General features: G+C 70.7%; 19 protein-coding genes. 11 read left to right on the top strand and 8 right to left on the bottom strand.

The genetic code is table 11. The features are described 5' to 3' along the window. Positions 1 to 3 precede the first annotated feature (3 nt). The gene (locus ACIQID_RS12615; RefSeq protein ID WP_400285409.1) at positions 4 to 1,503 is read right to left on the bottom strand and encodes a CoA-acylating methylmalonate-semialdehyde dehydrogenase; all 1,500 of its coding nucleotides are present in this window, start codon (positions 1,501 to 1,503) and stop codon (positions 4 to 6) included. Between the two features lie 393 nt (positions 1,504 to 1,896). Between ACIQID_RS12615 and ACIQID_RS12610 the strand changes: the two genes are divergently transcribed. Both ACIQID_RS12610 and ACIQID_RS12605 read left to right on the top strand, forming a co-directional pair. Further along, complete coding sequence (locus ACIQID_RS12610) at positions 1,897 to 2,871, top strand: DUF559 domain-containing protein (protein ID WP_400285406.1); 975 nt, start codon at positions 1,897 to 1,899, stop codon at positions 2,869 to 2,871. A 153-nt stretch (positions 2,872 to 3,024) separates the two neighbouring features. Beyond that, entirely contained in the window at positions 3,025 to 3,627 is a 603-nt protein-coding gene (locus ACIQID_RS12605; RefSeq protein ID WP_062765537.1) for an antibiotic biosynthesis monooxygenase, read from the top strand. A gap of 13 nt (positions 3,628 to 3,640) precedes the next feature. On the opposite strand, the gene ACIQID_RS12600 is transcribed toward ACIQID_RS12605, so the two are convergent. Continuing rightward, entirely contained in the window at positions 3,641 to 5,128 is a 1,488-nt protein-coding gene (locus ACIQID_RS12600) for an MFS transporter (RefSeq protein WP_400285401.1), read from the bottom strand. Between the two features lie 186 nt (positions 5,129 to 5,314). On the opposite strand from ACIQID_RS12600, the gene ACIQID_RS12595 reads away from it, so the two are divergent. Beyond that, positions 5,315 to 5,755, top strand: a complete 441-nt coding sequence (locus ACIQID_RS12595; RefSeq protein ID WP_400285398.1) for a hypothetical protein — start codon at positions 5,315 to 5,317, stop codon at positions 5,753 to 5,755. 34 nt (positions 5,756 to 5,789) lie between these two features. Here the strand turns inward: ACIQID_RS12595 and ACIQID_RS12590 are convergent, their stop codons facing one another. From ACIQID_RS12590 to ACIQID_RS12570, 5 genes are all read right to left on the bottom strand, one after another. Next, positions 5,790 to 6,923, bottom strand: a complete 1,134-nt coding sequence (locus ACIQID_RS12590) for a bifunctional 2-methylcitrate synthase/citrate synthase (protein ID WP_331201290.1) — start codon at positions 6,921 to 6,923, stop codon at positions 5,790 to 5,792. Positions 6,924 to 7,000: 77 nt separating this feature from the next. Beyond that, positions 7,001 to 7,909, bottom strand: coding sequence for a methylisocitrate lyase (prpB, locus tag ACIQID_RS12585; protein ID WP_331201291.1), 909 nt, complete (start codon positions 7,907 to 7,909; stop codon positions 7,001 to 7,003). 76 nt (positions 7,910 to 7,985) lie between these two features. Further along, positions 7,986 to 9,512 carry an MmgE/PrpD family protein gene (locus ACIQID_RS12580; RefSeq protein WP_400285394.1) on the bottom strand — a complete coding sequence of 509 codons (1,527 nt, stop codon included), beginning with the start codon at positions 9,510 to 9,512 and terminating at the stop codon, positions 7,986 to 7,988. Further along, the gene (locus ACIQID_RS12575; RefSeq protein WP_025105405.1) at positions 9,509 to 10,174 is read right to left on the bottom strand and encodes a GntR family transcriptional regulator; all 666 of its coding nucleotides are present in this window, start codon (positions 10,172 to 10,174) and stop codon (positions 9,509 to 9,511) included. The genes ACIQID_RS12580 and ACIQID_RS12575 overlap by 4 nt, the downstream gene beginning before the upstream one ends. A 101-nt stretch (positions 10,175 to 10,275) precedes the next feature. Further along, positions 10,276 to 11,220, bottom strand: coding sequence for an EamA family transporter (locus ACIQID_RS12570; protein ID WP_400285390.1), 945 nt, complete (start codon positions 11,218 to 11,220; stop codon positions 10,276 to 10,278). A gap of 38 nt (positions 11,221 to 11,258) precedes the next feature. On the opposite strand from ACIQID_RS12570, the gene ACIQID_RS12565 reads away from it, so the two are divergent. The 8 genes from ACIQID_RS12565 to ACIQID_RS12530 all read left to right on the top strand — a co-directional run bounded on the left by ACIQID_RS12565 (position 11,259) and on the right by ACIQID_RS12530 (position 19,568). Then, positions 11,259 to 11,795, top strand: a complete 537-nt coding sequence (locus ACIQID_RS12565; protein ID WP_136051808.1) for a CGNR zinc finger domain-containing protein — start codon at positions 11,259 to 11,261, stop codon at positions 11,793 to 11,795. 131 nt (positions 11,796 to 11,926) lie between these two features. Further along, a complete protein-coding gene (locus tag ACIQID_RS12560; protein ID WP_400285386.1) occupies positions 11,927 to 13,198 on the top strand; it encodes an ABC transporter substrate-binding protein in 1,272 nt (423 codons plus the stop codon). A gap of 94 nt (positions 13,199 to 13,292) precedes the next feature. Next, positions 13,293 to 14,276 carry a carbohydrate ABC transporter permease gene (locus ACIQID_RS12555; protein ID WP_400285383.1) on the top strand — a complete coding sequence of 328 codons (984 nt, stop codon included), beginning with the start codon at positions 13,293 to 13,295 and terminating at the stop codon, positions 14,274 to 14,276. After that, a complete protein-coding gene (locus ACIQID_RS12550; protein WP_312674887.1) occupies positions 14,276 to 15,130 on the top strand; it encodes a carbohydrate ABC transporter permease in 855 nt (284 codons plus the stop codon). Before ACIQID_RS12555 ends, ACIQID_RS12550 begins: the two co-directional genes overlap by 1 nt. Further along, the gene (locus ACIQID_RS12545) at positions 15,127 to 17,043 is read left to right on the top strand and encodes a hypothetical protein (protein WP_400285378.1); all 1,917 of its coding nucleotides are present in this window, start codon (positions 15,127 to 15,129) and stop codon (positions 17,041 to 17,043) included. Before ACIQID_RS12550 ends, ACIQID_RS12545 begins: the two co-directional genes overlap by 4 nt. Then, positions 17,040 to 17,822: a ribonuclease activity regulator RraA gene (locus tag ACIQID_RS12540; protein WP_136051811.1), complete on the top strand. Its 783-nt coding sequence runs from the start codon at positions 17,040 to 17,042 to the stop codon at positions 17,820 to 17,822. Before ACIQID_RS12545 ends, ACIQID_RS12540 begins: the two co-directional genes overlap by 4 nt. Next, positions 17,792 to 18,757, top strand: coding sequence for an aldo/keto reductase (locus ACIQID_RS12535; protein WP_400285375.1), 966 nt, complete (start codon positions 17,792 to 17,794; stop codon positions 18,755 to 18,757). Before ACIQID_RS12540 ends, ACIQID_RS12535 begins: the two co-directional genes overlap by 31 nt. Before the next feature lies 1 nt (position 18,758). Further along, positions 18,759 to 19,568 (top strand): amidohydrolase family protein, encoded by an 810-nt coding sequence (locus tag ACIQID_RS12530; protein ID WP_400285372.1) that lies wholly within the window; start codon positions 18,759 to 18,761, stop codon positions 19,566 to 19,568. 93 nt (positions 19,569 to 19,661) lie between these two features. Here the strand turns inward: ACIQID_RS12530 and ACIQID_RS12525 are convergent, their stop codons facing one another. Further along, positions 19,662 to 20,312, bottom strand: coding sequence for a GntR family transcriptional regulator (locus tag ACIQID_RS12525; protein WP_136051814.1), 651 nt, complete (start codon positions 20,310 to 20,312; stop codon positions 19,662 to 19,664). Positions 20,313 to 20,329: the final 17 nt, after the last annotated feature.

Here is a 20,329-nt window from a genome sequence, read left to right as displayed (position 1 = left end):
GTCCTAGTGCATCGTGGGGATGACGAAGCTGGCGCCCTCGCGGATCCCCGACGGCCAGCGGCTCGTCACGGTCTTGGTCTTCGTGTAGAAGCGGAAGGCGTCGGCGCCGTGCTGGTTGAGGTCGCCGAAACCGCTGCGCTTCCAGCCGCCGAACGTGTAGTAGGCGATCGGCACCGGGATCGGCACGTTCACGCCCACCATCCCGACCTCCACGCGAGCGGCGAAGTCGCGAGCCGCGTCGCCGTCGCGCGTGAAGATGGCGACCCCGTTGCCGTACTCGTGCTCGGAGGCCATGCGCAGCGCCTCCTCGTAGTCGGCGGCACGGGCGATCACGAGCACGGGGCCGAAGATCTCCTCGCGGTAGATCGCCATGTCGGTGGTCACGTGGTCGAAGAGCGTCGGTCCGAGGTAGAAGCCCTCCTCGTGCCCGTCGACGGTGAAGCCGCGGCCGTCGGCGAGCAGCGTCGCCCCTTCGTCGATCCCCTGCTGGATGTAGCCCTCGACCCGCTCGACGGCTGCCCGCGTGACCAGGGGGCCGTAGTCGACGTCCGCGGCGAGGGACGGCCCGACCCGCAGCTGAGCGACGCGTTCGGTGAGCTTGGCGGCAAGGGCGTCCGCGGTCTCCTCGCCGACCGGCACGGCGACCGAGATGGCCATGCACCGCTCCCCCGCGGAGCCGTAACCGGCGCCGATGAGGGCGTCCACGGCCTGGTCGAGGTCGGCGTCGGGCATCACGATCATGTGGTTCTTCGCGCCGCCGAAGCACTGCGCCCGCTTGCCGTGGGCGGCCGCGGTGGCGTAGATGTACTCGGCGATGGGTGTGGAGCCGACGAAGCCGACCGCGCGGATCCGGTCGTCGGTGAGCAGCGTGTCGACCGCCTCCTTGTCGCCGTGCACCACGTTGAGGACGCCGGCCGGCAGCCCCGCTTCGAGGAACAGCTCGGCGATGCGCACCGGCACCGAAGGGTCGCGCTCGCTGGGCTTGAGCACCACGGCGTTGCCGGCGGCGAGCGCGGGACCGGCCTTCCACAGCGGGATCATGGCGGGGAAGTTGAAGGGCGTGATCGCGGCGACGACCCCGAGCGGCTGCCGCATCGAGTACACGTCGATGCCGGCCCCGGCACCGGTGGAGTACTCGCCCTTGAGCAGGTGCGGGGCTCCGGCGGAGAACTCGATCACCTCGAGCCCGCGCTGGATGTCGCCCTTGGCGTCGTCGACGGTCTTGCCGTGCTCGCTCGCGAGGAGCTCGGCGAGCGAGGTCATCTCCTGCTGCACGAGGTCGAGGAACCGAAGGAGGACGCGGGCGCGCTTCTGCGGGTTGGTCGCCGCCCACGCGACCTGCGCCTCTTCGGCGTTCGCGATCACGCGGCGCACCTCCTCCGCGGACGCGAGCGGCACCCGGGCCTGCACGGCTCCGGTGCTCGGGTCGAAGACGTCGGCGAAGCGGCCGTCTTCCGGGGTGACATGCGTTCCGCCCACGAAGTGCGGGATAGTACGGGTCATTGTGCGACATCCCTCCGTGCCCTCTTTGGCACATCGGCGAGTTTACTCCGACGACCGTGAAAATACGAGGACGTCCTTGTATCCTGCGTCACCCCGCGTTCGGATGCCGCCGTCACCCGTTCTCCAGCCGTTCACCCGCCGGACATCCGGGCCGATTACAACTGCAGATGCACGGCACAGACTCAGACCGGATCGGGTAGTCGCGTCTCCCGTGCACACGGTGAGCACTCTCGCTCCCGAGACCCCCGCCGAATCGGGTCGGCGGGGGTCTTCTCTTCCTTCGAATCGCTTGCTTTGCTCCATTTCGGCCGGGAATGGAGCACAGTGCGCGATTCGAACGGGGGTTGTGGACAGCCGACCCCGGCGCGACCGCAGGGGTGCGAACGTGGGGGCATGGGACGACGACAGCAGCTTCCGGCCCGCTTCGAGGGGGACTTCGCGGTGCGAACGGCGCGACTGCACGGAGTCAGCCGCGGACGGCTGCGCGGATCCGACCTCGAGGCACCGTTCCACGGGGTCCGCGTGCACCCCCGCCCGGCTCTCGGGCCCGATATCGCTGACCCGTACGAGCGGCAGCGGCGAGCGCGGGTGGCACGAGCGCAGTCCTATGCCCCGATCCTGCATACCGGGCACTTCTTCAGTCACGAGACTGCCGTGTCGATCTGGGGAGGCCCGTTGCCGCTCGCCTTCGACGACCACGGGGGTATCGCGACGGCGGACGACCTCGCCCTCCACGTCAGTGCGTCCGGCGGGATCCCGTTCCCCCGCGCCCGCGGCGTGACCGGACACCGCACGCTGTCCAGCCTCACCTCGATCCGCTATCGGGACGGACTCCGCGTGACCTCCCCCGCCGCGACCTGGGTCTCCCTGGGCACGCTGCCGCTCACGGACCTCGTGGCGCTCGGCGACTACTTCTGCCGGCACTGGAGACCGGGCGTCGGGCGGCCGGGTGTCGGGCGGCAGCCGTGGGCGACGGTCGACGAGCTGCGGGAGATGCTGGCGGCCGGGCGGAGGCGCGGGGCGGCACGGTTGCGGGAGGCGGTCGAGCTCGTGCGGGAGGACTCGTGGTCGCCGCGGGAGAGCAGGCTGCGGTGCCTCCTGGTCGCGGCCGGAATCCCGGAACCGCAGCTCAACGTGGACGTGTTCGACGACCGGGGCCGCTTCCTCGCCTGCGTCGACATGGTCTGGGAGGCCGAACGCGTCGCAGTGGAGTATCACGGCATGGTGCACGGCGCACAGTGGGCACGCGATGTCGAGCGGGTCGCGACGCTGCGGGCTGCCGGGTGGACGGTGATCGAGGTCACCGCACCTCTCCTCCACAAGCCAGAGGAGCTGATCCGCCGTGTGGCCTTGGCGCTGGGGCGGTGACCCGGCGTTCGAATCGCGCGAATGGCGGCATCCGGCCCGGATTCACAGCCATTCGCGCGACTCGAACGGGAACTAGAATCGACCAGGCGCCGCGACCCTGGCGCCGCCACCCCGCGTCCGCACCCCGACGCCGCTCACCCCGAGGACCGCACCATGTCCGCATCCGCGCCCGTCTCCGAACCCGTCACCGTCTCCATCCGCCGCGAGGTCGACCCGGAGCGCATCGCCGAGGCCACCGCGTGGGTGCAGACCGGGGTGAACCTCGCGACGAAGTACCCGGGGTTCCTCGGCTCCGGCTGGGTCCGTGCCGGCGAGGACTCCCAGGTCTGGCACATGCTCTACCGCTTCGCGAGCGAGGACGCGCTCACCGCGTGGGAGCAGTCCGGAGAGCGCGCGTGGTGGCTGTCGATGGGCCAGGGCTTCGTCCGCAGCGAGCGGTCCAAGCGCCGCTCCGGCATCGAGGGCTGGTTCGACGAGCCGTCCACGGGCTCCATCCCCGTCGTCGACCCGGACGGCACGACCAGCACCGTGACCGTCGCCCCCGCGCCGCCGCGGTGGAAGCAGGCCGTCTCGATCTGGCTCGGCTTCTTCCCCGTGAACCTCGCGTTCACCTACGCCATGAGCCCGGTGCCGGGATGGGACGCCGTGCCGCTGTGGCTCCGCGTGCTCATCACCACCCTCGTGCTCACGCCGATCATGACGTATTGGGTGCTGCCGTTCGTCACGCGCTCCCTGCGGAACTGGCTCGCCCGCTAGCGGAAGCGCCCCGTCAGGACCCCGACTCCGATCCCGGGGTGACACCCTTCTTCGCCGGTTCCACGAGCGAGAGCGGATCAGCGATGTCCTCCAGCGACTTCCCGGCGGCGCTGACGCCGAAGACACCGCACACGACACCGCCGAACATCATGATCGCCGCGCCGAGCACGTAGCCCCAGAACAGCGGACCGCGGTCGCCGGACTCGGCGCTCGCACCGATCAGTGCGCCGTAGAGCACCGGGGCGACGGCGCCGACGAGCTGCCCGATCGAGAAGACGTACGAGATCACCTGGCTGCGCAGCTCGAGCGGGAAGATCTCGCTCACCGTCAGATACGCGGCGGAAGCCCCGGCTGAGGCGAAGAAGAACGACGCACACCAGAACGCCGTGTGCGTGCCCGCGTTCAGCACCCCCGCGTTGAAGAGGAAGGCGCTGACGAGCAGGATCAGTCCCGCGAGCACGTAGGTGCCGAACAGCATCCGCCGACGACCCCACGTGTCGAAGAAGTGGCCGAGGATGAGGGCGCCGGCGAGGTTGCCCACGGCGAAGACGATGAAGTACTGCGACGCCGACGCGGGCGGGGTGTCGTAGAAGTTCTCCAGCACGAGCGCGTACGTGAAGAAGATCGCGTTGTAGAGGAAGGACTGCGTCACCATCATGGTGATGCCGACGAGCGTGCGCCGCGGGTACTTCTTGAACAGCACCTTCGCGATCACGAGGAACGGGACGCTGCCGTACTCCTTGACCGTGATGGCCTTGCTCTCGTCGACGGGCTCGATCGTCTTGCCCTCCTTGCGGATGCGCTCCTCGATCTCGTCGACGTTGCGTTCCGCCTCCTCCTCGCGGCCGTGCGTCATCTGCCAGCGCGGGCTTTCCGGGATGTGCCGCCGCAGCCAGATGATGAGGAGGCCGAGGATCGGGCCGACGAAGAAGCTCAGCCGCCAGCCGATGTCGGCGGGCAGGATGTCGGTGTTGAGGAAGAACATGTTGGCCACGGCGCCGAGGGCCGCACCACCCCAGTAGGTGCCGTTGATGGCGATGTCGACGCGGCCGCGGTACCTGGCGGGGATGATCTCGTCGATGGCCGAGTTGATGGCCGCGTACTCGCCGCCGATGCCCGCCCCGGCGACGAAGCGCCAGATGTAGAAGAACCAGGGGGCGAACGCGAGTCCGGCGACGGCCGACCCGACGAGGTACACCCCGAGGGAGAGCAGGAAGAGGTTCTTGCGGCCGAGGCGGTCGGCGAGACGGCCGAACACGAGGGCGCCGAAAACCTGTCCGAGCAGGTAGCAGGTGCCGGCGAGACCGACCTCGGCCGGCCCCATCCCCAGTGTCTGGGCGTAGCCGTTCGCCGCGACGATCTGCACCTCGAGGCCGTCCAGGATCCAGGAGAACCCGAGTCCGACGACGATCATCCAGTGGAATCGCGACCAGGGGAGCCGGTCCATGCGCGCGGGGACGAGCGACCGGACCTCCTTGACGGTGACGTCGGACGCGGACATGGGGGCCTCCTTCTCGCGGGACGGGCTGTCGTCCCGGATCCGGTTTACTCCTCCCCGAAATCCGCCGCATCCGCTTGACCCGGGGCCGCCGGCACGCTACGGCTCCGAATCGCGCGAATGGCTCCATTCCGGGTGGAGGTGGAGCGATTCGCGCGACTCGAACGGGGAGGACGCTACGGTGAGCCCATGCGACCGACGCTCCGCATCCTGCTCTTCACCCTCGCCGGCTTCTCCGTCGTGTCCGCCCTGATCGGCATGATCGGGCTGACGATCGGCGGCGGCATGGGCCTGCCCGCGGAGTGGATCACCGGGACGATCTTTGCGTCCTACTTCTGGCCGGGCGTGATCCTCGGCGTGGTCGTGGGAGGGACTCAGTCGCTGGCACTGATCGCCCAGGTCGGCCGCTTCCAGGTCGCATGGGGGCTGCACGCGGCCGCCGGCCTCACGCTGATGATCTGGATCTTCGTCGAGATCGCGCTGATGCTGGTGTGGTCGCCGCTGCACGGCATCTTCTTCGCGACCGGGCTGGTCCAGACGGTGTGCGCCGTCCTCATGCTCGGCGCCTGGCCGCGCCCGCTCCTCGCTCGCACCGCTCCGAATCGCGCGAATGGCTCCATCCCGGGGTGAGATGGAGCCATTCAGGCGATTCGAACGGAGGGGGTCAGCCGGCCACGTGCCGCTCGTCGGGGCCGTCGTAGTGCGACAGCGGGCGGATCAGGGCGTTCGCGCCGGCCTGCTCGATGACGTGGGCCGTCCACCCCGTCACCCGCGCCGCGACGAACAGCGGCGTGAAGGTGAGGGTGTCGAAGCCGATGAGGCTGTACGCGGGACCGGACGGGTAGTCGAGGTTCGGGTGGATGCCCTTGCGCTCGACGAACTGCGACTCCAGCGCGTCGTACAGCTCCGCGACGTCCTCCCGGCCGTAGTGCGCGACGAGGGTGTCGAGCGCGGCCTTCATGGTCGGCACCCGGGAGTCGCCGTTCTTGTAGACGCGGTGCCCGAAGCCCATGATCTTGCGCTTCTCGGCGAGGGCCTTGTCGAGCCAGGCCTCGACGGCGTCCGCCGACCCGATCTCGTCGAAGATGTGCAGCACGGCCTCGTTCGCCCCGCCGTGCAGCGGGCCCTTGAGCGCACCGATGGCTCCGACGACCGCCGAGTAGATGTCGCTGAGGGTCGAGGTGATGACCCGGGCGGTGAAGGTCGAGGCGTTGAAGGAGTGCTCGGCGTACAGGATCATCGACCGGTTGAACGCGTCGACCACGACGTCGTCGGCCTCTTCCCCGAACGTCATCCAGAGGAAGTTCGCCGAATAGTCGAGGTCGTCGCGCGGAGCGATAAGCTCCTGGCCGCGACGGCGACGCTGACCGTAGGCGACGATGGCCGGCAGCGCCGCGAACAGGCGGATGCTGCGCGCCAGGTTCTGCTCCGGGCTGCCACCGGCGTCGAGCACCGAGCCGCCGGCCTCGGGGTCCGATGCGCCGATCAGGCTGACCGCGGTGCGCACCTCGTCCATCGGATGCGCCTCGAGCGGGACGAGATCGATCGCGGCCTTCACGTTGTCGGCCAGGGCGCGGTGCTTGCGCTCCTCCAGCCGGAACGCGGCCAGCTCGTCGCCCGTCGGCAGCTCGCCGTTCCACAGCAGGTACGCCACGGCCTCGAAGGACTGCGTGTCGGCGAGCTCCTGCACGGGATAGCCGCGGTAGAGCAGGCTGTTCGTCTCGGGGTTGACCTTCGAGATCGCCGTCGTGTCGACGACGACCCCCGCGAGGCCCTTCTTGATGTCCGGCTCGGTCATGGTCACTCCTTCGTGTACTTCGACTCGTCGCTGCGCTCCTCGCTCAGCAACCGCGTCGTGTGTCCGCTTCGCTGCGCTCAGCGACCGGTGTTGTCGAGTGTGAAGTTGAAGACGCCCGAGTCGAAGTGGTTGTACGACTCGTAGTCGATCAGCTCGTAGAGGTCGGCGCGGTGCTGCATCTCGCCGAGCTTCGAGGTCAGGTGCCCCTCGTCGTTCAGCGTATCGAGCGCACGGCCCGCCGCCCCCATCGCGATCCGGAGCAGCGACACGGGCCAGATGACCATGCGCACCCCGGCATCGCGGAGAGCATCGACGGAGAACAGCTCGCTCTTGCCGAACTCGGTCATGTTCGCCAGGATCGGCACGTCCAGCGCCGCGGCCATGGCCTCGAACTCGCCGATCGTGCGCATCGCCTCGGGGAAGATCGCATCGGCTCCCGCGTCGACGAGCGCCTTGGCGCGGTCGATCGCGGCGTCCAGCCCCTCGATCGCCCGGATGTCGGTGCGCGCCATGATCAGGAAGTTCTCGTCGCGGCGGGCGTCGGCGGCGGCGCGGATGCGCTTGATCGCGGTGTCCTCGTCGACCACGGCCTTGCCGTCGAGGTGGCCGCAGCGCTTGGGGTTGACCTGGTCCTCGATGTGCGTTCCCGCGAGGCCGGCGTCCTCGAGCTCCTGGATCGTGCGGGCGACGTTCATCGGCTCACCGAAGCCGGTGTCGGCGTCGACGATCGCGGGGAGGTCGGTCATGCGGGCGATCTGCTTCGCCCGCCCGGCGACCTCGGTGAGCGTGGTGAGGCCGATGTCGGGCAGGCCGAGGTCGGCGGAGAGCACGGCGCCCGAGATGTAGACACCCTCGAACCCCTTCTGCTCGATCAGTCGGGCGCTCAGCGGGTTGAACGCGCCGGGGAAGCGGAGCAGCTCGCCGGAGGCCAGGCGTTCCCGGAACAGGCGCCGCTTCTCGGCAGGCGTGACGGTGGAGTACAGCATCAGTTGCTCCTTCGTGATCGTGCTTCGACAAGCTCAGCAACCCAGCTGACTGGGTTGCTGAGCCTCTCGAAGGGCATCAGAACAGACCCGCCGGGGCGTCGGCGTCGTCGAGCAGACCCGGCTTCGCGACGATCGAGAGCTCGGCGACCTCGGCGGCCGTGAGCTCGGGAAGGCGCTGCACCAGGTCGAGGAACCGCTCGATCTCGGCAGCCTCGAGCACGGGCTCCGCGAGCAGACGGAACTTGGCGACGTAGTTCTCCCGCGCGAACGGACGGGCGCCGAGCGGGTGGGCGTCGGCGACGGCGATCTCGTCCACCACGGTCGAGCCGTCGGTGAGGCGGATCTCGACGCGGCCGCCGAAGGCCTTCTCGTCCGGATCCTCCGAGTGATAGCGGCGCGTCCATTCCGCGTCCTCGGCCGTGGTGATCTTGTGCCACAGCGCGACGGTGTCGGGGCGGCCTGCGCGCTCCGGCGTGTAGGAGTCGACGTGGTGCCAGCCGCCGTCCTGCAGCGCCACCGCGAAGATGTACGGGATGGAGTGGTCGAGCGTCTCGCGGGAGGCCGTCGGGTCGTACTTCTGCGGGTCGTTCGCGCCCGAGCCGATCACATAGTGCGTGTGGTGGCTGGTGTGCAGCACGATCGAGGCGATGTTCGCGGGGTCGCGGAGGGCCGGGTTCGCGGTGCCGAGCTTGCGGGCGAGGTCGATCCACGCCTGCGCCTGGTACTCCGCGGAGTGCTCCTTCGTGTACGAGTCGAGGATCGCGCGCTTGGCCTCGCCGGCGGCGGGCAGCGGCACTTCGTAGGCCGCGTCCTTGCCGTCGAGCATCCAGGCGATCACGCCGTCCTCGCCTTCGTAGATCGGCGCGGGGCTCGTCTGTCCGCGCATCGCCCGGTCGACCGCCTCGACGGCCATCTTCCCGGCGAAGGCCGGGGCGTGCGCCTTCCAGGTGGAGATCTCGCCCTTGCGGCTCTGGCGCGTGGCGGTCGTGGTGTGCAGCGCCTGTCCGACCGCCTGGTAGATCGTCTCGACGTCGAGGCCGAGGAGGGTGCCGATGCCGGCGGCGGCGGACGGGCCGAGGTGGGCGACGTGGTCGATCTTGTGCTTGTGCAGGCAGATCGCGCGCACGAGGTCCATCTGGATCTCGTAGCCGGTGGCGATGCCGCGCACGAGCGCGCGGCCGTCCTTGCCGGTGTGCTGCGCGACCGCGAGGATCGGCGGGATGTTGTCGCCCGGGTGCGAGTACTCGGCGGCGAGGAACGTGTCGTGGTAGTCGAGCTCGCGCACGGCCACGCCGTTCGCCCAGGCCGCCCACTCCGGGCTGGTGCGGCGGTCGAGGGGTGTCCCGAACAGGTTGGCGCCGGCCCCGCCCGTCGAGACGGGGTGGCTGAACGCCTGCGCGCGGGCGGCGACGATCGGCGCGCGGGTGAGCGAGGCCGCGGCCACGGCCGCGTTGTCGATGATGCGGTTGATGATCATGTCGACGACGGGCTGCTCGACCTCGACCTGGTCGACCGCGACCTCGGCGATCTTCCAGGCGAGCTGATCCTCGCGGACGAGGTTCTCGGAGCTGGCGTGCACGCGGACGTGGTGGGTGACGGTCATGAGTGTCCTTCGCTGTCGGGGAGGGAGTCGAGGATGCCGGTGAGCGCGTTGTGCAGGTGCACGTGCGTGGCATGGGCGGCGAGGTCGCCGTCGCGGGCGGCGAGAGCCTCGGCGATGGTGCGGTGCTCGGCCGCGGAGGCGGCGAGGCGGGCGGGCTTGTCCCGCGCCATGCGCCGCACGCGGACGAGGTGGGTGCGGACCGTGCGCAGCGCCGCAGCGATGTAGTCGTTGGCGACGGCGTCGTCGAGGGCCGCATCGAATCGCGCGATCAGGGCGTAGTAGGCATCGCGACCCTCCGCCCTGGTGAGGTCCACGTGCGCGAACTCCGCGGCGAGTGCGGCGAACCGGTCGGCGTCGCCCCGGACGGCCGCCAGTCGGGCGGAGGTCTCCTCCAGCGCGCGACGGATCTCGAACAGGGACCGGATGTCGTCGGCGTCGAGGTCGGCGACCACGGTGACGCGAGGCGACTGCTGCACGACCAGACCGTCGGCGGCCAGGCGGCGCAGAGCTTCCCGCAGCGGCGTCCGGCTCACACCCAGGCGCTCGGCCTGCTCCACCTCGCCGAGCACGTACCCGGCCGGCAGCTCCCCGGACTGGATGCCGTCGAGGAGCGCCGCATAGGCGCGATCACCCATGGACGTGCGCTCGACAGGAAGAACCATTCCGTCAGTGTATACATAAACGGCCCCACTCGGTCGACTTCTCGGGCGAGGGCGGTCCATTCGTATACATAGTCTCCGAAGTTGTGCGCGCGGGAGCGGGCTCAGGCGGCGGGGCGGGGCTCGCCGAGCTTGACCACGACCACGCCGGCGAGCACGAGCACACCCCCGAGGGCCTGCAGCGGGCCGGGGAGCTGTCCGAGCAGGAGCCAGCCGAAGAGCAGGGCCGCCACGACCTCGGCGAGCGCGACGAACGAGGCCAGCCGGGAGCCGAGCATGCGCGTCGAGACGATGCCGAGCACGTACGCGAGGGCCGTGGCGATCACGCCGATCGCGAGGACCGGCACGAACCACGGCACCGCGCCGAACCGGTAGTCCACGTCGGCCGTCGTCCATGCGAACGGCAGCACGCCGACGAGCCCGGCGAGACTCAGACCCACGGCGCCGAGCAGCAGGCCGCTGCCCGCGAGGGCGATCGGCGGGATCCCGGTGTCGGCTCGGGCGGACAGCACGAAGTAGCTCGCGGCACCCACCATCGCCCCGAGCGCCCAGAGGACACCGACCACGTTCACCTGCGCCCCGGTGACGATGTCGAGCATGAGGACGAGTCCGACGAAGGCGATGCCCGCACCGAGGATGCTGCGGCGCGTGGGACGCTCGCCCCGGCGCAGCCAGAGCCAGAGGAGCACCGCGACCGGGGCGGTGTACTCGATGAGCAGCGCGATCCCGACGTCCATCACCGCGACGGCCTGGAAGTAGCAGAGCTGGGTGGCCGCGACGGCGAGGAGGCCGTACGCGCAGACCATCCCCGCGTTCCGGCGCAGCGCACGCCACCGCCCCCGCAGCGCGAGGAGCGTGGGGACGAGCAGCACGACCGCCGCGACCCACACCCGCACCGTGACGGCGGCACCCGGCGTCCACCCCGCATCGATGAGCCCGCGCGCCCAGGCCCCGGAGGAGCCGAACGCGAAGGCGGCCGCGACGGCGAGCGGGAGGCCCAGGCGCATGCCGGTCCGCGTCCGGGTGATGTCATCAGCCACAGCGCTCATGAGACGTGACGCTACGCCGGCCGGAGTAAGCTGTCAATATGGTCTTCACCGATGACACAGAGGATGCGCTGCGCGCGGCGGTCTGGCTCGCGAACTCGGCGGAGGACCCGGACACCCTCGTCGACATCGAGGACGAGAAGACCTTCCTGCAGGTGTTCCCCTACACGGGGCGCGTGGACGGGGACACGGTGGAGCTGGACGACCTCCGCGCCCTGCGTCCGCGGCTGCGCGCGATGCTGCTGGCCCCGCGCGACGAGATGGCCGCGCACGTCAACGCCGCCCTCGCCGAGGTGCGCCTGACCCCTCGCCTCGTCCGCCACGGCGAGCTGGACTGGCACCTGCACGGCCTGGCCGACGAGCGCCCGCTCGCCGAACGCGTGCTCGTGGAGACGGCGATGGCCCTGATCGACGTCATCCGCACGGACGAGGGCTCCCGGCTCACCGTCTGCGAAGACGCGACCTGCCAGGCGATCGCTCTCGACCTCTCCCGCAACCGCTCCAAGCGCTACTGCTCCACGAGCTGCGCCAATCGCAACGCCGTGGCGGCCTACCGCGCCCGTCGCGCCGCCGGTTGAGCCCGTCGCCCGCCACGCTCGAGGTCCGCCTTCTTCGAGCGTGACCTGATGCTGCCCGCTCTTCACAAACGATTATCGATTAGTGTAATGTCGCGAGCGGCCCTCCCTCATGCATCAGGAAAGGATCAACGATGATCAAGGCCCGAGTCCTCCCCCTCGCCGGCATCGCGGCGGTATCCGCCCTCGCCATCGCCGGCTGCTCGACCACCGCCGGTGACGACGGCGGCGACGCCGGCGGCGGCGACGTCACCGTCCGCATGCTCGTGAACGTCACCCCGAACCTGACCGAGGAGTTCTGGAACGATCTCGTCGCCCCGTTCGAGGACGCCAACCCGAACATCGACGTCGTCATCCAGAACCCGGGTGCGGAGGGGGTCGAGGCCGCCGTGCCGCGCCTGCTGGCCGCCGGTGACGCGCCCGACGTCGTGCAGTCCATCGCCCCCACCACGAAGCTCGCGCCCGAGCTCGTCGACCTGTCGCAGTACGAATGGGCCTCGTCCGGTCCGCTCGCCGACCAGTACTCGATCGACGGCAAGAACTACATGGCCGGCATCGGCGTGCAGCTGCAGAGCCTCTTCTTCTACAACAAGACCGCTTTCGAGGAGGCCGGGATCACGGAGCTGCCGACGACCGTCGACGAGCTCACGGACGCCCTCGGCAAGCTCGCGGACGCGGGCTGGACCCCCGTCCAGACGGGCGGCGACTGGATGACCAGCCACACGCTGCAGGCGCTCGGACTGCCGACCATCATCGCCGAGGACCCGGAGTGGTTCCAGGACATCTCGGCGGGCGACGTCACCTTCAGCGAGACCTACGGCGACGCGGTCGAGACCTACGCGGACTGGGTGTCCGAGGGGTACATCCCCGGCGACGCCCTGGGCATCAAGTATCCGGACGCCGAGCAGGCCTTCCTCTCGGGCAAGACCGCGGTGTACTCGATGGGCAGCTGGTTCGCCGGCACGCAGGCGAAGGCCGCCGACTCGGCCGACATCGGCGTGTTCCGTGCCCCCGCCACGAGCGCCGACGAGCAGCCCGCGATGGGCGCCAACATCGCCAGCCCGTACTCGATCCTCAAGGCGAGCAAGAACCAGGACGCCGCGGCGAAGCTCATCGAGTTCCTCACCACCGATCAGACCGCGGTGAGCGACCAGCTCGCGGTCGACGGCAACTTCCGCGACGGCTACGAGTACGACATGACGCCGCTCGGCGAGGAGCTGCTGCAGATCGTCGCCGACACCCCCGCCGAGGCCTACACGCCCACCGGCGGCGGCTACGGCGAGCGCACGCTCCCCGACGGCTACGCGGGCGAGATCAACACCCAGACCCAGGCCCTCCTCGGCGGCGCGCCCGCCGACCAGGTGCTGCAGGCCATGGACGACTGGTTCGCCGCCAACGCCGGCTGACCCTCGAGGAGCCGGGGACGCACCGTCCCCGGCTCCTCCCCGGCGCCGCGCGCGCCCTCCCCGCTTACGCGCCACCGAGAACGAGAGTGCCGCCATGACCCCGCCCACCACGACCGCGCCGCCCCCGGCCGCGGCCACCTCCCCGACAGGACCATCGACACCGATGAGCTCGACCCCCGCCCCGCGCCGCCGCACCGCGCTGCAGCAGTGGCGGAACCGGATCCCCGGGATCCTCATGGGCGGTCCGGCCGTCGCCGTGTTCCTGGCGATGTTCGTCATCCCGATGATCCTGGCTGCGGTGCTGAGCTTCACCGACTGGAACGGCTACAGCCTCAACTTCACCTTCGTCGGGTGGGACAACTACATCAAGGCGTTCCGCAGCCCGCGCTCGATACAGGCCGCGATCTTCACGGGCGTCATCGCGGTGGTCGGCACGATCCTCTGCAACGCCATCGGCCTCGCGATCGCCGCACTCATCGCCGGCCCCGGCCGCTCGAACACGATCCTGCGCACGATCTTCTTCTACCCGTACGTGATCAGCGCGCTCATCATCGGCTTCCTGTGGTCGGCGATGCTCTCCCCCACCGGCGCCGTCAACGGCCTGCTCGGCACACTCGGCCTCCCGGCGATGCCGTTCCTCACCGACCCGACCTTCGCCAAGGCGAGCGTGATCTTCACGATCGTGTGGTCGCACTTCGGCTTCAACATGATCCTGTTCCTCGCCGGCATCAAGTCGGTCCCCGCGGAGTACTACGAGGCGGCGACGGTGGACGGCGCCACGCGGTGGCAGCAGTTCCGCTCCATCACGCTGCCGCTCATCGCCCCCGTCTTCACGGTGAACCTCGTGCTCACCCTCGTCGGGCTCCTCAAGGCGTACGACGTGGTGCTGTCGCTCACCGACGGAGGACCTGCCGGCTCGACGCAGACGATCGTCTACCAGATCCTCAAGGACTCCTTCGCGAACTCGGCCCTCGGCTTCGGCGCCGCGCAGTCCATGATCCTCCTCATCGTCACCGCGGTCGTCGGCCTCGCCGTCACCCTGGTGCGACGCCGCGCCGAGCAGAAGGCGACCGACTGATGAAGCAGACCCGCAACCGCCCGGCCCTCGCCATCAGCGCGATCCGATGGATCGTCCTCGGCGTCGTCGCGATCACGATGCTGATCCCGATGTACACGATGCTGATCAACGCCTTCAAGCCGCAGGCCGACATCATCGAGAACCCCCTGCTGATCACTCCGCAGATGTTCACGTTCGACTACCTGTGGGCCGCGATCACGAGCAGCAAGTTCAACGTGATCGCCGCGTACGGCATCACGCTGCTGTTCGTCGTGCTGGTGAACCTGTGCTGCATCGCCCTCGCCGCGCCCGTCGCCTACGTCATCGCCCGCGGGCGGTCGAAGTGGCACCTGGGACTGCTGCTGCTCTTCGTCTCCGGGCTCTTCATCCCGGGCCAGGTGACGCTGATCCCTGTGGTCTTCGTGCTCCGCGTGCTCGGGCTCATCAACACGATCCCGGGATTCATCCTCTTCGAGACCGCGGCGACCCTGCCGGTGACGATCTTCCTGTTCACCGCCTACCTCCGCAGCGTGCCCCGCGACATCGACGAGGCGGCGTCGCTGGACGGCGCCGGTCCCATCCGCGCGTTCTGGGCGTGCATCTTCCCGATCATGAAGCCCGTGGTCGCGACGGTCGTGGTGCTCAACTCGATCGGGGTGTGGAACGACTTCGTGAGTCCGCAGATCATCCTCGGGCCGAGCTCCGGGATCTACACGGTCACCACCGGCGTCTACGCGGCGGTCGGACAGTTCTCGACCGACTACACGCAGGTGTTCCCGACCCTCCTGCTGGCCGTGCTGCCCGCGATGGTGTTCTTCATCGTGATGCAGCGCCACATCATCGGCGGCCTGGTCGCCGGAGCGACGAAGGGATGACCGTGCCGGAGACCCCGCTCACCCGTCCGCTGCGCACGATCCCGGCCTGGGCCGTGCTGCAGCGCCGGCTCTTCGCCGAGGTCGAGGAGGCCCGCCGCCTCTTCCGCGACCGTTACACGCTGCCGGACGGCCACCTCCGCGGCGTCGCCGAGTTCATCGACCGTGACGGCGTGGACGACCTGTACGAGCCCTTCTTCAACTGGCCGGCGTTCTATCTGCTCGGCGGCCCCGACGAGGTCCTCGCCGACGCCAAGCGGCACTGGGAGGGCGTGACCGTGCAGCTCGCCGAGGCGGGCATGCTCGCCGAGGAGTACGACAACGGCTACGACTGGTTCCATCAGGGCGAGTCGCTGCTGTTCCTCGCCGGCATCTGCGCCGCCGACCCGGCCGATATCGCGTTCGCCGCGCGCGCCGCCCGGTTCGCGGCCCTCTTCACCGACCCCGCGAAGGGCAACTACGACGCCGAGCGCAACATGATCCGCTCACCGCACAACGGAGCCCTCGGCGCCCGCGAGGGGCTGGACGAGAAGATCGTGCCGTACTCGGCGGATCGGGAGGAGATGCGCCCGTACGGTCTGCCGCTGCACGGCCTGGACGGCATCGCCTCCTGGGACGACCTCGCCGACCCCGCGCACGCGCAGCGGATGGCGGAGGAGATGCAGCGCCGCGCGGCCGGCGACATCGCCGTGAACCTCGCCGCGACCTCCCTCGCCGCGAACCGCTGGCTCTACGACGGCGACGAGGAGGCGGCCGCCTGGATCCGCCGGTACGTCGACGGCTGGCGTGCCCGGGCGGCGGGCGGACTGCTCCCCGACAACGTCGGCCCCGACGGCACCGTCGGCTCTCTCCACGACGGCCGCTGGTGGGGCGGCCACTACGGCTGGGCCTGGCCGCACGGGCTGCACTCCGTCGGCATGAGCGCCCTGATCGGCGCGCTCAACCACGCACTCGTCACCGGCGACGACGCCGCCCTCGACCTCGTGCGCACGATGCTCGACACGGTGCTCGCCGAGGCGCGCAGCGGCAGCGTCGCGGAGTCCACCTACAGCCTGCGCGGCGGGTGGATAGCCCGGCTCGGCGCCGCCGCCACCGAGCCCGCACTGCTCGTCCCCTACCGTCACGGCGCGGAGGGCTGGTTCGACTACGGTCCGCTGCAGCTCGATCTCCCGCTGTGGCTGTGGTGGTGGTCGCGACGGGCGTCCGACCGGGAGCGGCTGGAGACCGCGATCGCCGGCCTCCCCGACTCCACCGACCTCGTCGCGCCGTTCCGCGACAAGGAGGAGGCGGGTCACGAGGCCGGCTGGTTCGCATATCTCTCCGGCGACCTCCCGGAGTACCCGGTGCGGGCGCTGGAGATGGCGCTCGGCCAGGTGGCGCGCCGTGCCGCGATGATGCTCGCCGACGACCGCGACCCCGACGCCGCGCACCTGCACTTCTGGCAGCGTGTGAACCCCGTCGTGACGGAGGTGCTGACCCAGCTCGTCGGCGGGGCGCCGCAGGTGCTCTACAACGGCGGACTCGGTTTCACGGCCCTCCGCTACGAGGACGTCGACCGCGCGCGGCCCGGACTCCCGGAGGACGTCGCCGCGCTCGTGCACCGTCTCGACGACAGCGGCATCGGCGTGCAGCTCGTGAACACCTCTGCCGTGCACACCCGCACCGTGCGCCTGCGCGGGGGGCGCTTCGGCCTCGACCGGATCGTGCGGGTCACGGCGACCGGCGAGGAGCCCGGCTTCTGGCCCGGCGCCTCGGGCACCTACACGGCCCCGGACGCCCCGACCGTCACCACGACGTTCGACGTGGACGACGACCTCGTGGTGACCCTGCCCCCGGCGCACACCGCCGACCTCGACCTGACCATCGCGCGTGCGACCGGCTCGCCGCGCCACCTGTTCCCTGAAGGAGACGCATGAGCGCCGATCTGATCCGACCCGACTTCGCCCTGCCCGTGCGGGGTGGGGCCTACCAGCGGCCCTCGCGCGAGGTGGTCGACTCCTTCGACGCGATCTCGTCCGCCACCGCGTGCGCCAAGCTGCACGGGCTCGGGATCCGCCGCAGCTACATCGACGGGCCGGAGCCGCTGAGCCTCGGCCAGCGCGTCGTCGGCTCGGCGCTCACCCTGCAGTTCATGCCGCAGCGCGAGGACATGGCCTCGGGCGACGGCCAGGAGTACGCCGAGCGGCACACCGCCCTGTGGCACGTGCTCGAGGCCGTGCAGCCGGGCGACGTGCTGGTGATCCAGGCCTACGGCAGCCGGTTCTCCGGATGCATCGGCGACATCCTGGCGCGCTACTTCGCACGCAAGGGGGGCGCGGGGATCGTCGTGGACGGCCGCATCCGCGACGCCGGCCGCATCCGCGAGCTCGGGATCCCGGTGTGGTCGACGGGCACGACCCCGCACTACGCCTCGCAGTCGGAGCTCGTGCCGTGGGCCTACGACGTGCCGGTCGCGGTGGGCGGTGCGCTGTGCATGCCGGGCGACCTCGTGGTCGCCGACGACGACGGCCCCGTCGTGGTGCCGCAGGCCCTGGCCCCGCAGGTCGTGGACGACGCGCGCGATCATGAGGAGTGGGAGGTGTTCAGCCGCCGCCGCCTCGACGAGGGCGCGCGCCTGAGCGACTACTACCCGTTGACCCCCGACAGCCGCGAGGAGTACGAGGCATGGCGTTCCGTCCAGAGCTCCGTCCGCTGAACCCTGCCGTCGCCGCGCGCGACGACGTCGGACTCGGCTGCGCGCCGATCGGCAACCTCTTCGCCCCGGTGCCCGACGGCGACGCGGTGGCGACCGTGCAGGCTGCGCTCGCCCGCGCCGTGCGGTTCTTCGACACCGCACCGCTGTACGGCTCGGGCGAGAGCGAGCGGAAGCTCGGCCTCGCCCTCCGCGGCGTGCCGCGCGACGACTACGTGATCGCGACGAAGGTCGGCCGGGTGCTCGTCGATGTGGACGGCCGCCCCGTCGCGGGTGCCGCCAGCGGGCACGACTCCGTCGTCGATCTCAGCAGGGACGGCGTGCGGAGGAGCCTCGACGGCAGCCTGGCCCGGCTGGGCGTCGACCGCGTGGACGTGCTGCACCTGCACGACCCCCTGGACGTGGAGACGGCGTTCGCGACGGCACTTCCGGCCCTCGTCGAGCTGCGCGACGAAGGGGTGGTACGCGCGATCAGCGTGGGCCTCGGCAGGCTCGATCCTCTGGAGCGCTACGTCGCCGAGGCGCCGCTCGACGTGGTGATGGAGGCCGGCCGGCTCACGCTGCTCGACCGCACCGCCCTGGACCGGCTGCTGCCGACCGCGGCGGCCCGCGGCATCGGGGTGCTCGCGGCCGCGGTGTTCAACTCCGGCATCCTCGTCGACCCGGTCGGCTCCCCGTTCTTCGAGTACAAGCCCGCACCCCCGGAGCTCCGGGAGCGGGCGCAGCGCCTGCAGGCCCTGTGCGCCACGTACGGCGTGCGCCTCGCGGATGCCGCGGTGCAGTACCCGCTGCGGCAGGGCGCGGACGCCGTGGTCGTCGGGGCGCGGACCCCCGCCGAGGTGGACGCGTTCGCGGACGGCCTCGACGCCGTGCTGCCCGCCGCGCTGTGGGACGCCCTCGATGCGGAGGCCGACGCGCTCGCGCGGCACGGGAACTGACGTGCGCATCGTCGACGCGCACGTGCACGTCTGGGACGCGGATGCCGTGCCGATCCCCTGGTTCCGCGACGATCTCGGGCTCCCGCGGCATGCCGCCGCCGCCCACCTCGCGCAGGAGCTGACCGACGCCGGCGTCTCCTCCGCCATCGCCGTGCAGGCCGCGGACTCGGTGGCGGAGGCGGAGTGGCTGACCGCGACGGCCGCCACGGACCCGTACCTGCGGCGCGTGGTGCTGCAGTACACCCCCGCGCCGGGACGGGCCGCCGGGGCCACCGCTGTCGCGTTCTCCCCCGCCGTGGTCGGCGTGCGCGCCGCGGTGCCGCAGTACGCCGCTGACCTGTCCGATGTGGACGGCCTCGACGCCCTCGCCGACCACCTCGGCGCGACCGCCCGCACCCTCGAGCTCCTCATCCGTCCGGAGCAGCTTCCCGCCGCGGCCGCCCTCTCCCGACGGCACCCGGACACCGCGATCGTCGTCTGCCACCTCGGCCTCGGCGCCCGGACGGCCGATGCCGCATGGCTCTCCGCGCTCGCCGAAGCCGCGTCGGCACCGGGGGTGTCGGCGAAGGTCTCCGGGCTCGACCTCACGGCGCGCGGGGCGGAGGAGTCGCGGGAACTGCTGCGCTCCGCCTTCGCCCTCTTCGGCGCGGAACGGCTGATGTACGGCAGCGACTGGCCGATGTCCACGCGGACCACGACCTACGCGGAGGTGCTCGCCGCGACCCGGCGGGCTCTCCCTCCCCTGTCCCCGGCCGAGGCTCGAGCATTCTGGTCCGGCACCGCCGACCGTCTCTCCCCCTTCACCGCGTAGCCCCGTCGGAGTTTCGTACCGAGGTCGCAGGGGCTCCGACCACCCGTGCGACGGGGGTGCGAAACTCCGACCTCGCACGGCGGGAAGCGGGGGTCAGTCGAGGAGAGTGCCGGCGGCGTGGGCGCGGAACAGGGAGGACGCAGCCTCTTCGTCACCGGCGTCCAGGGTGTCGAGCAGGCCCTTGTGCCAGTCCGCGACCTCGTGCCAGTCCCCCGTGAAGGTGGGGTCGCCGAGCACGTGCATGACGCGCAGGCTCGGCTCCAGGAGGTCCCACATGCGCGGGAGGTACACGTTGCCGCTGGCCTCGATCACCGCACGGTGGAAGGTGAAGTCGAGCTCGCGGAACCGGGCGAGGTCTTCCGCCTCGGCCGCCTCATGCATCTGCGCGATGAGGCCGACGAGCTCGGCCCGGCGAGCGGGGTCGAGCGCTCCGCAGGCCAGCCGTCCCGCCAGCCCCTCCAGCTCGACGCGGGCGACCTTGGCCTGCGCCGCCTCCTCCGCGGAGTAGCTCGCGACGAAGTTGCCCTGATGCCGCACGTGCGACACGAGACCCTCGTGGGCGAGCCGCTTGAGGGCGTCGCGCACGGGCGCCTGGCTCACCTGCATCTGCCGAGCGAGCTGCGACTCCACGAGCTGCTCGCCCGGAGCCAGCGTGGAGTCCTTGATCATCGCCTTGATGAGCGCGTAGATCTGATCGGACAGCAGTCCGCGCTGCAGTCCGGCCGTGCCGAGAGCATCCGTCATGACCATCAGTCTACGTC

This window comes from Microbacterium sp. NPDC091676 (assembly GCF_044756645.1).
GTDB classification, from domain to species: domain Bacteria; phylum Actinomycetota; class Actinomycetes; order Actinomycetales; family Microbacteriaceae; genus Microbacterium; species Microbacterium paraoxydans_D.
Note: the sequence above shows the minus strand (reverse complement) of the source record. Positions and strands in the feature narration are given on the sequence as shown.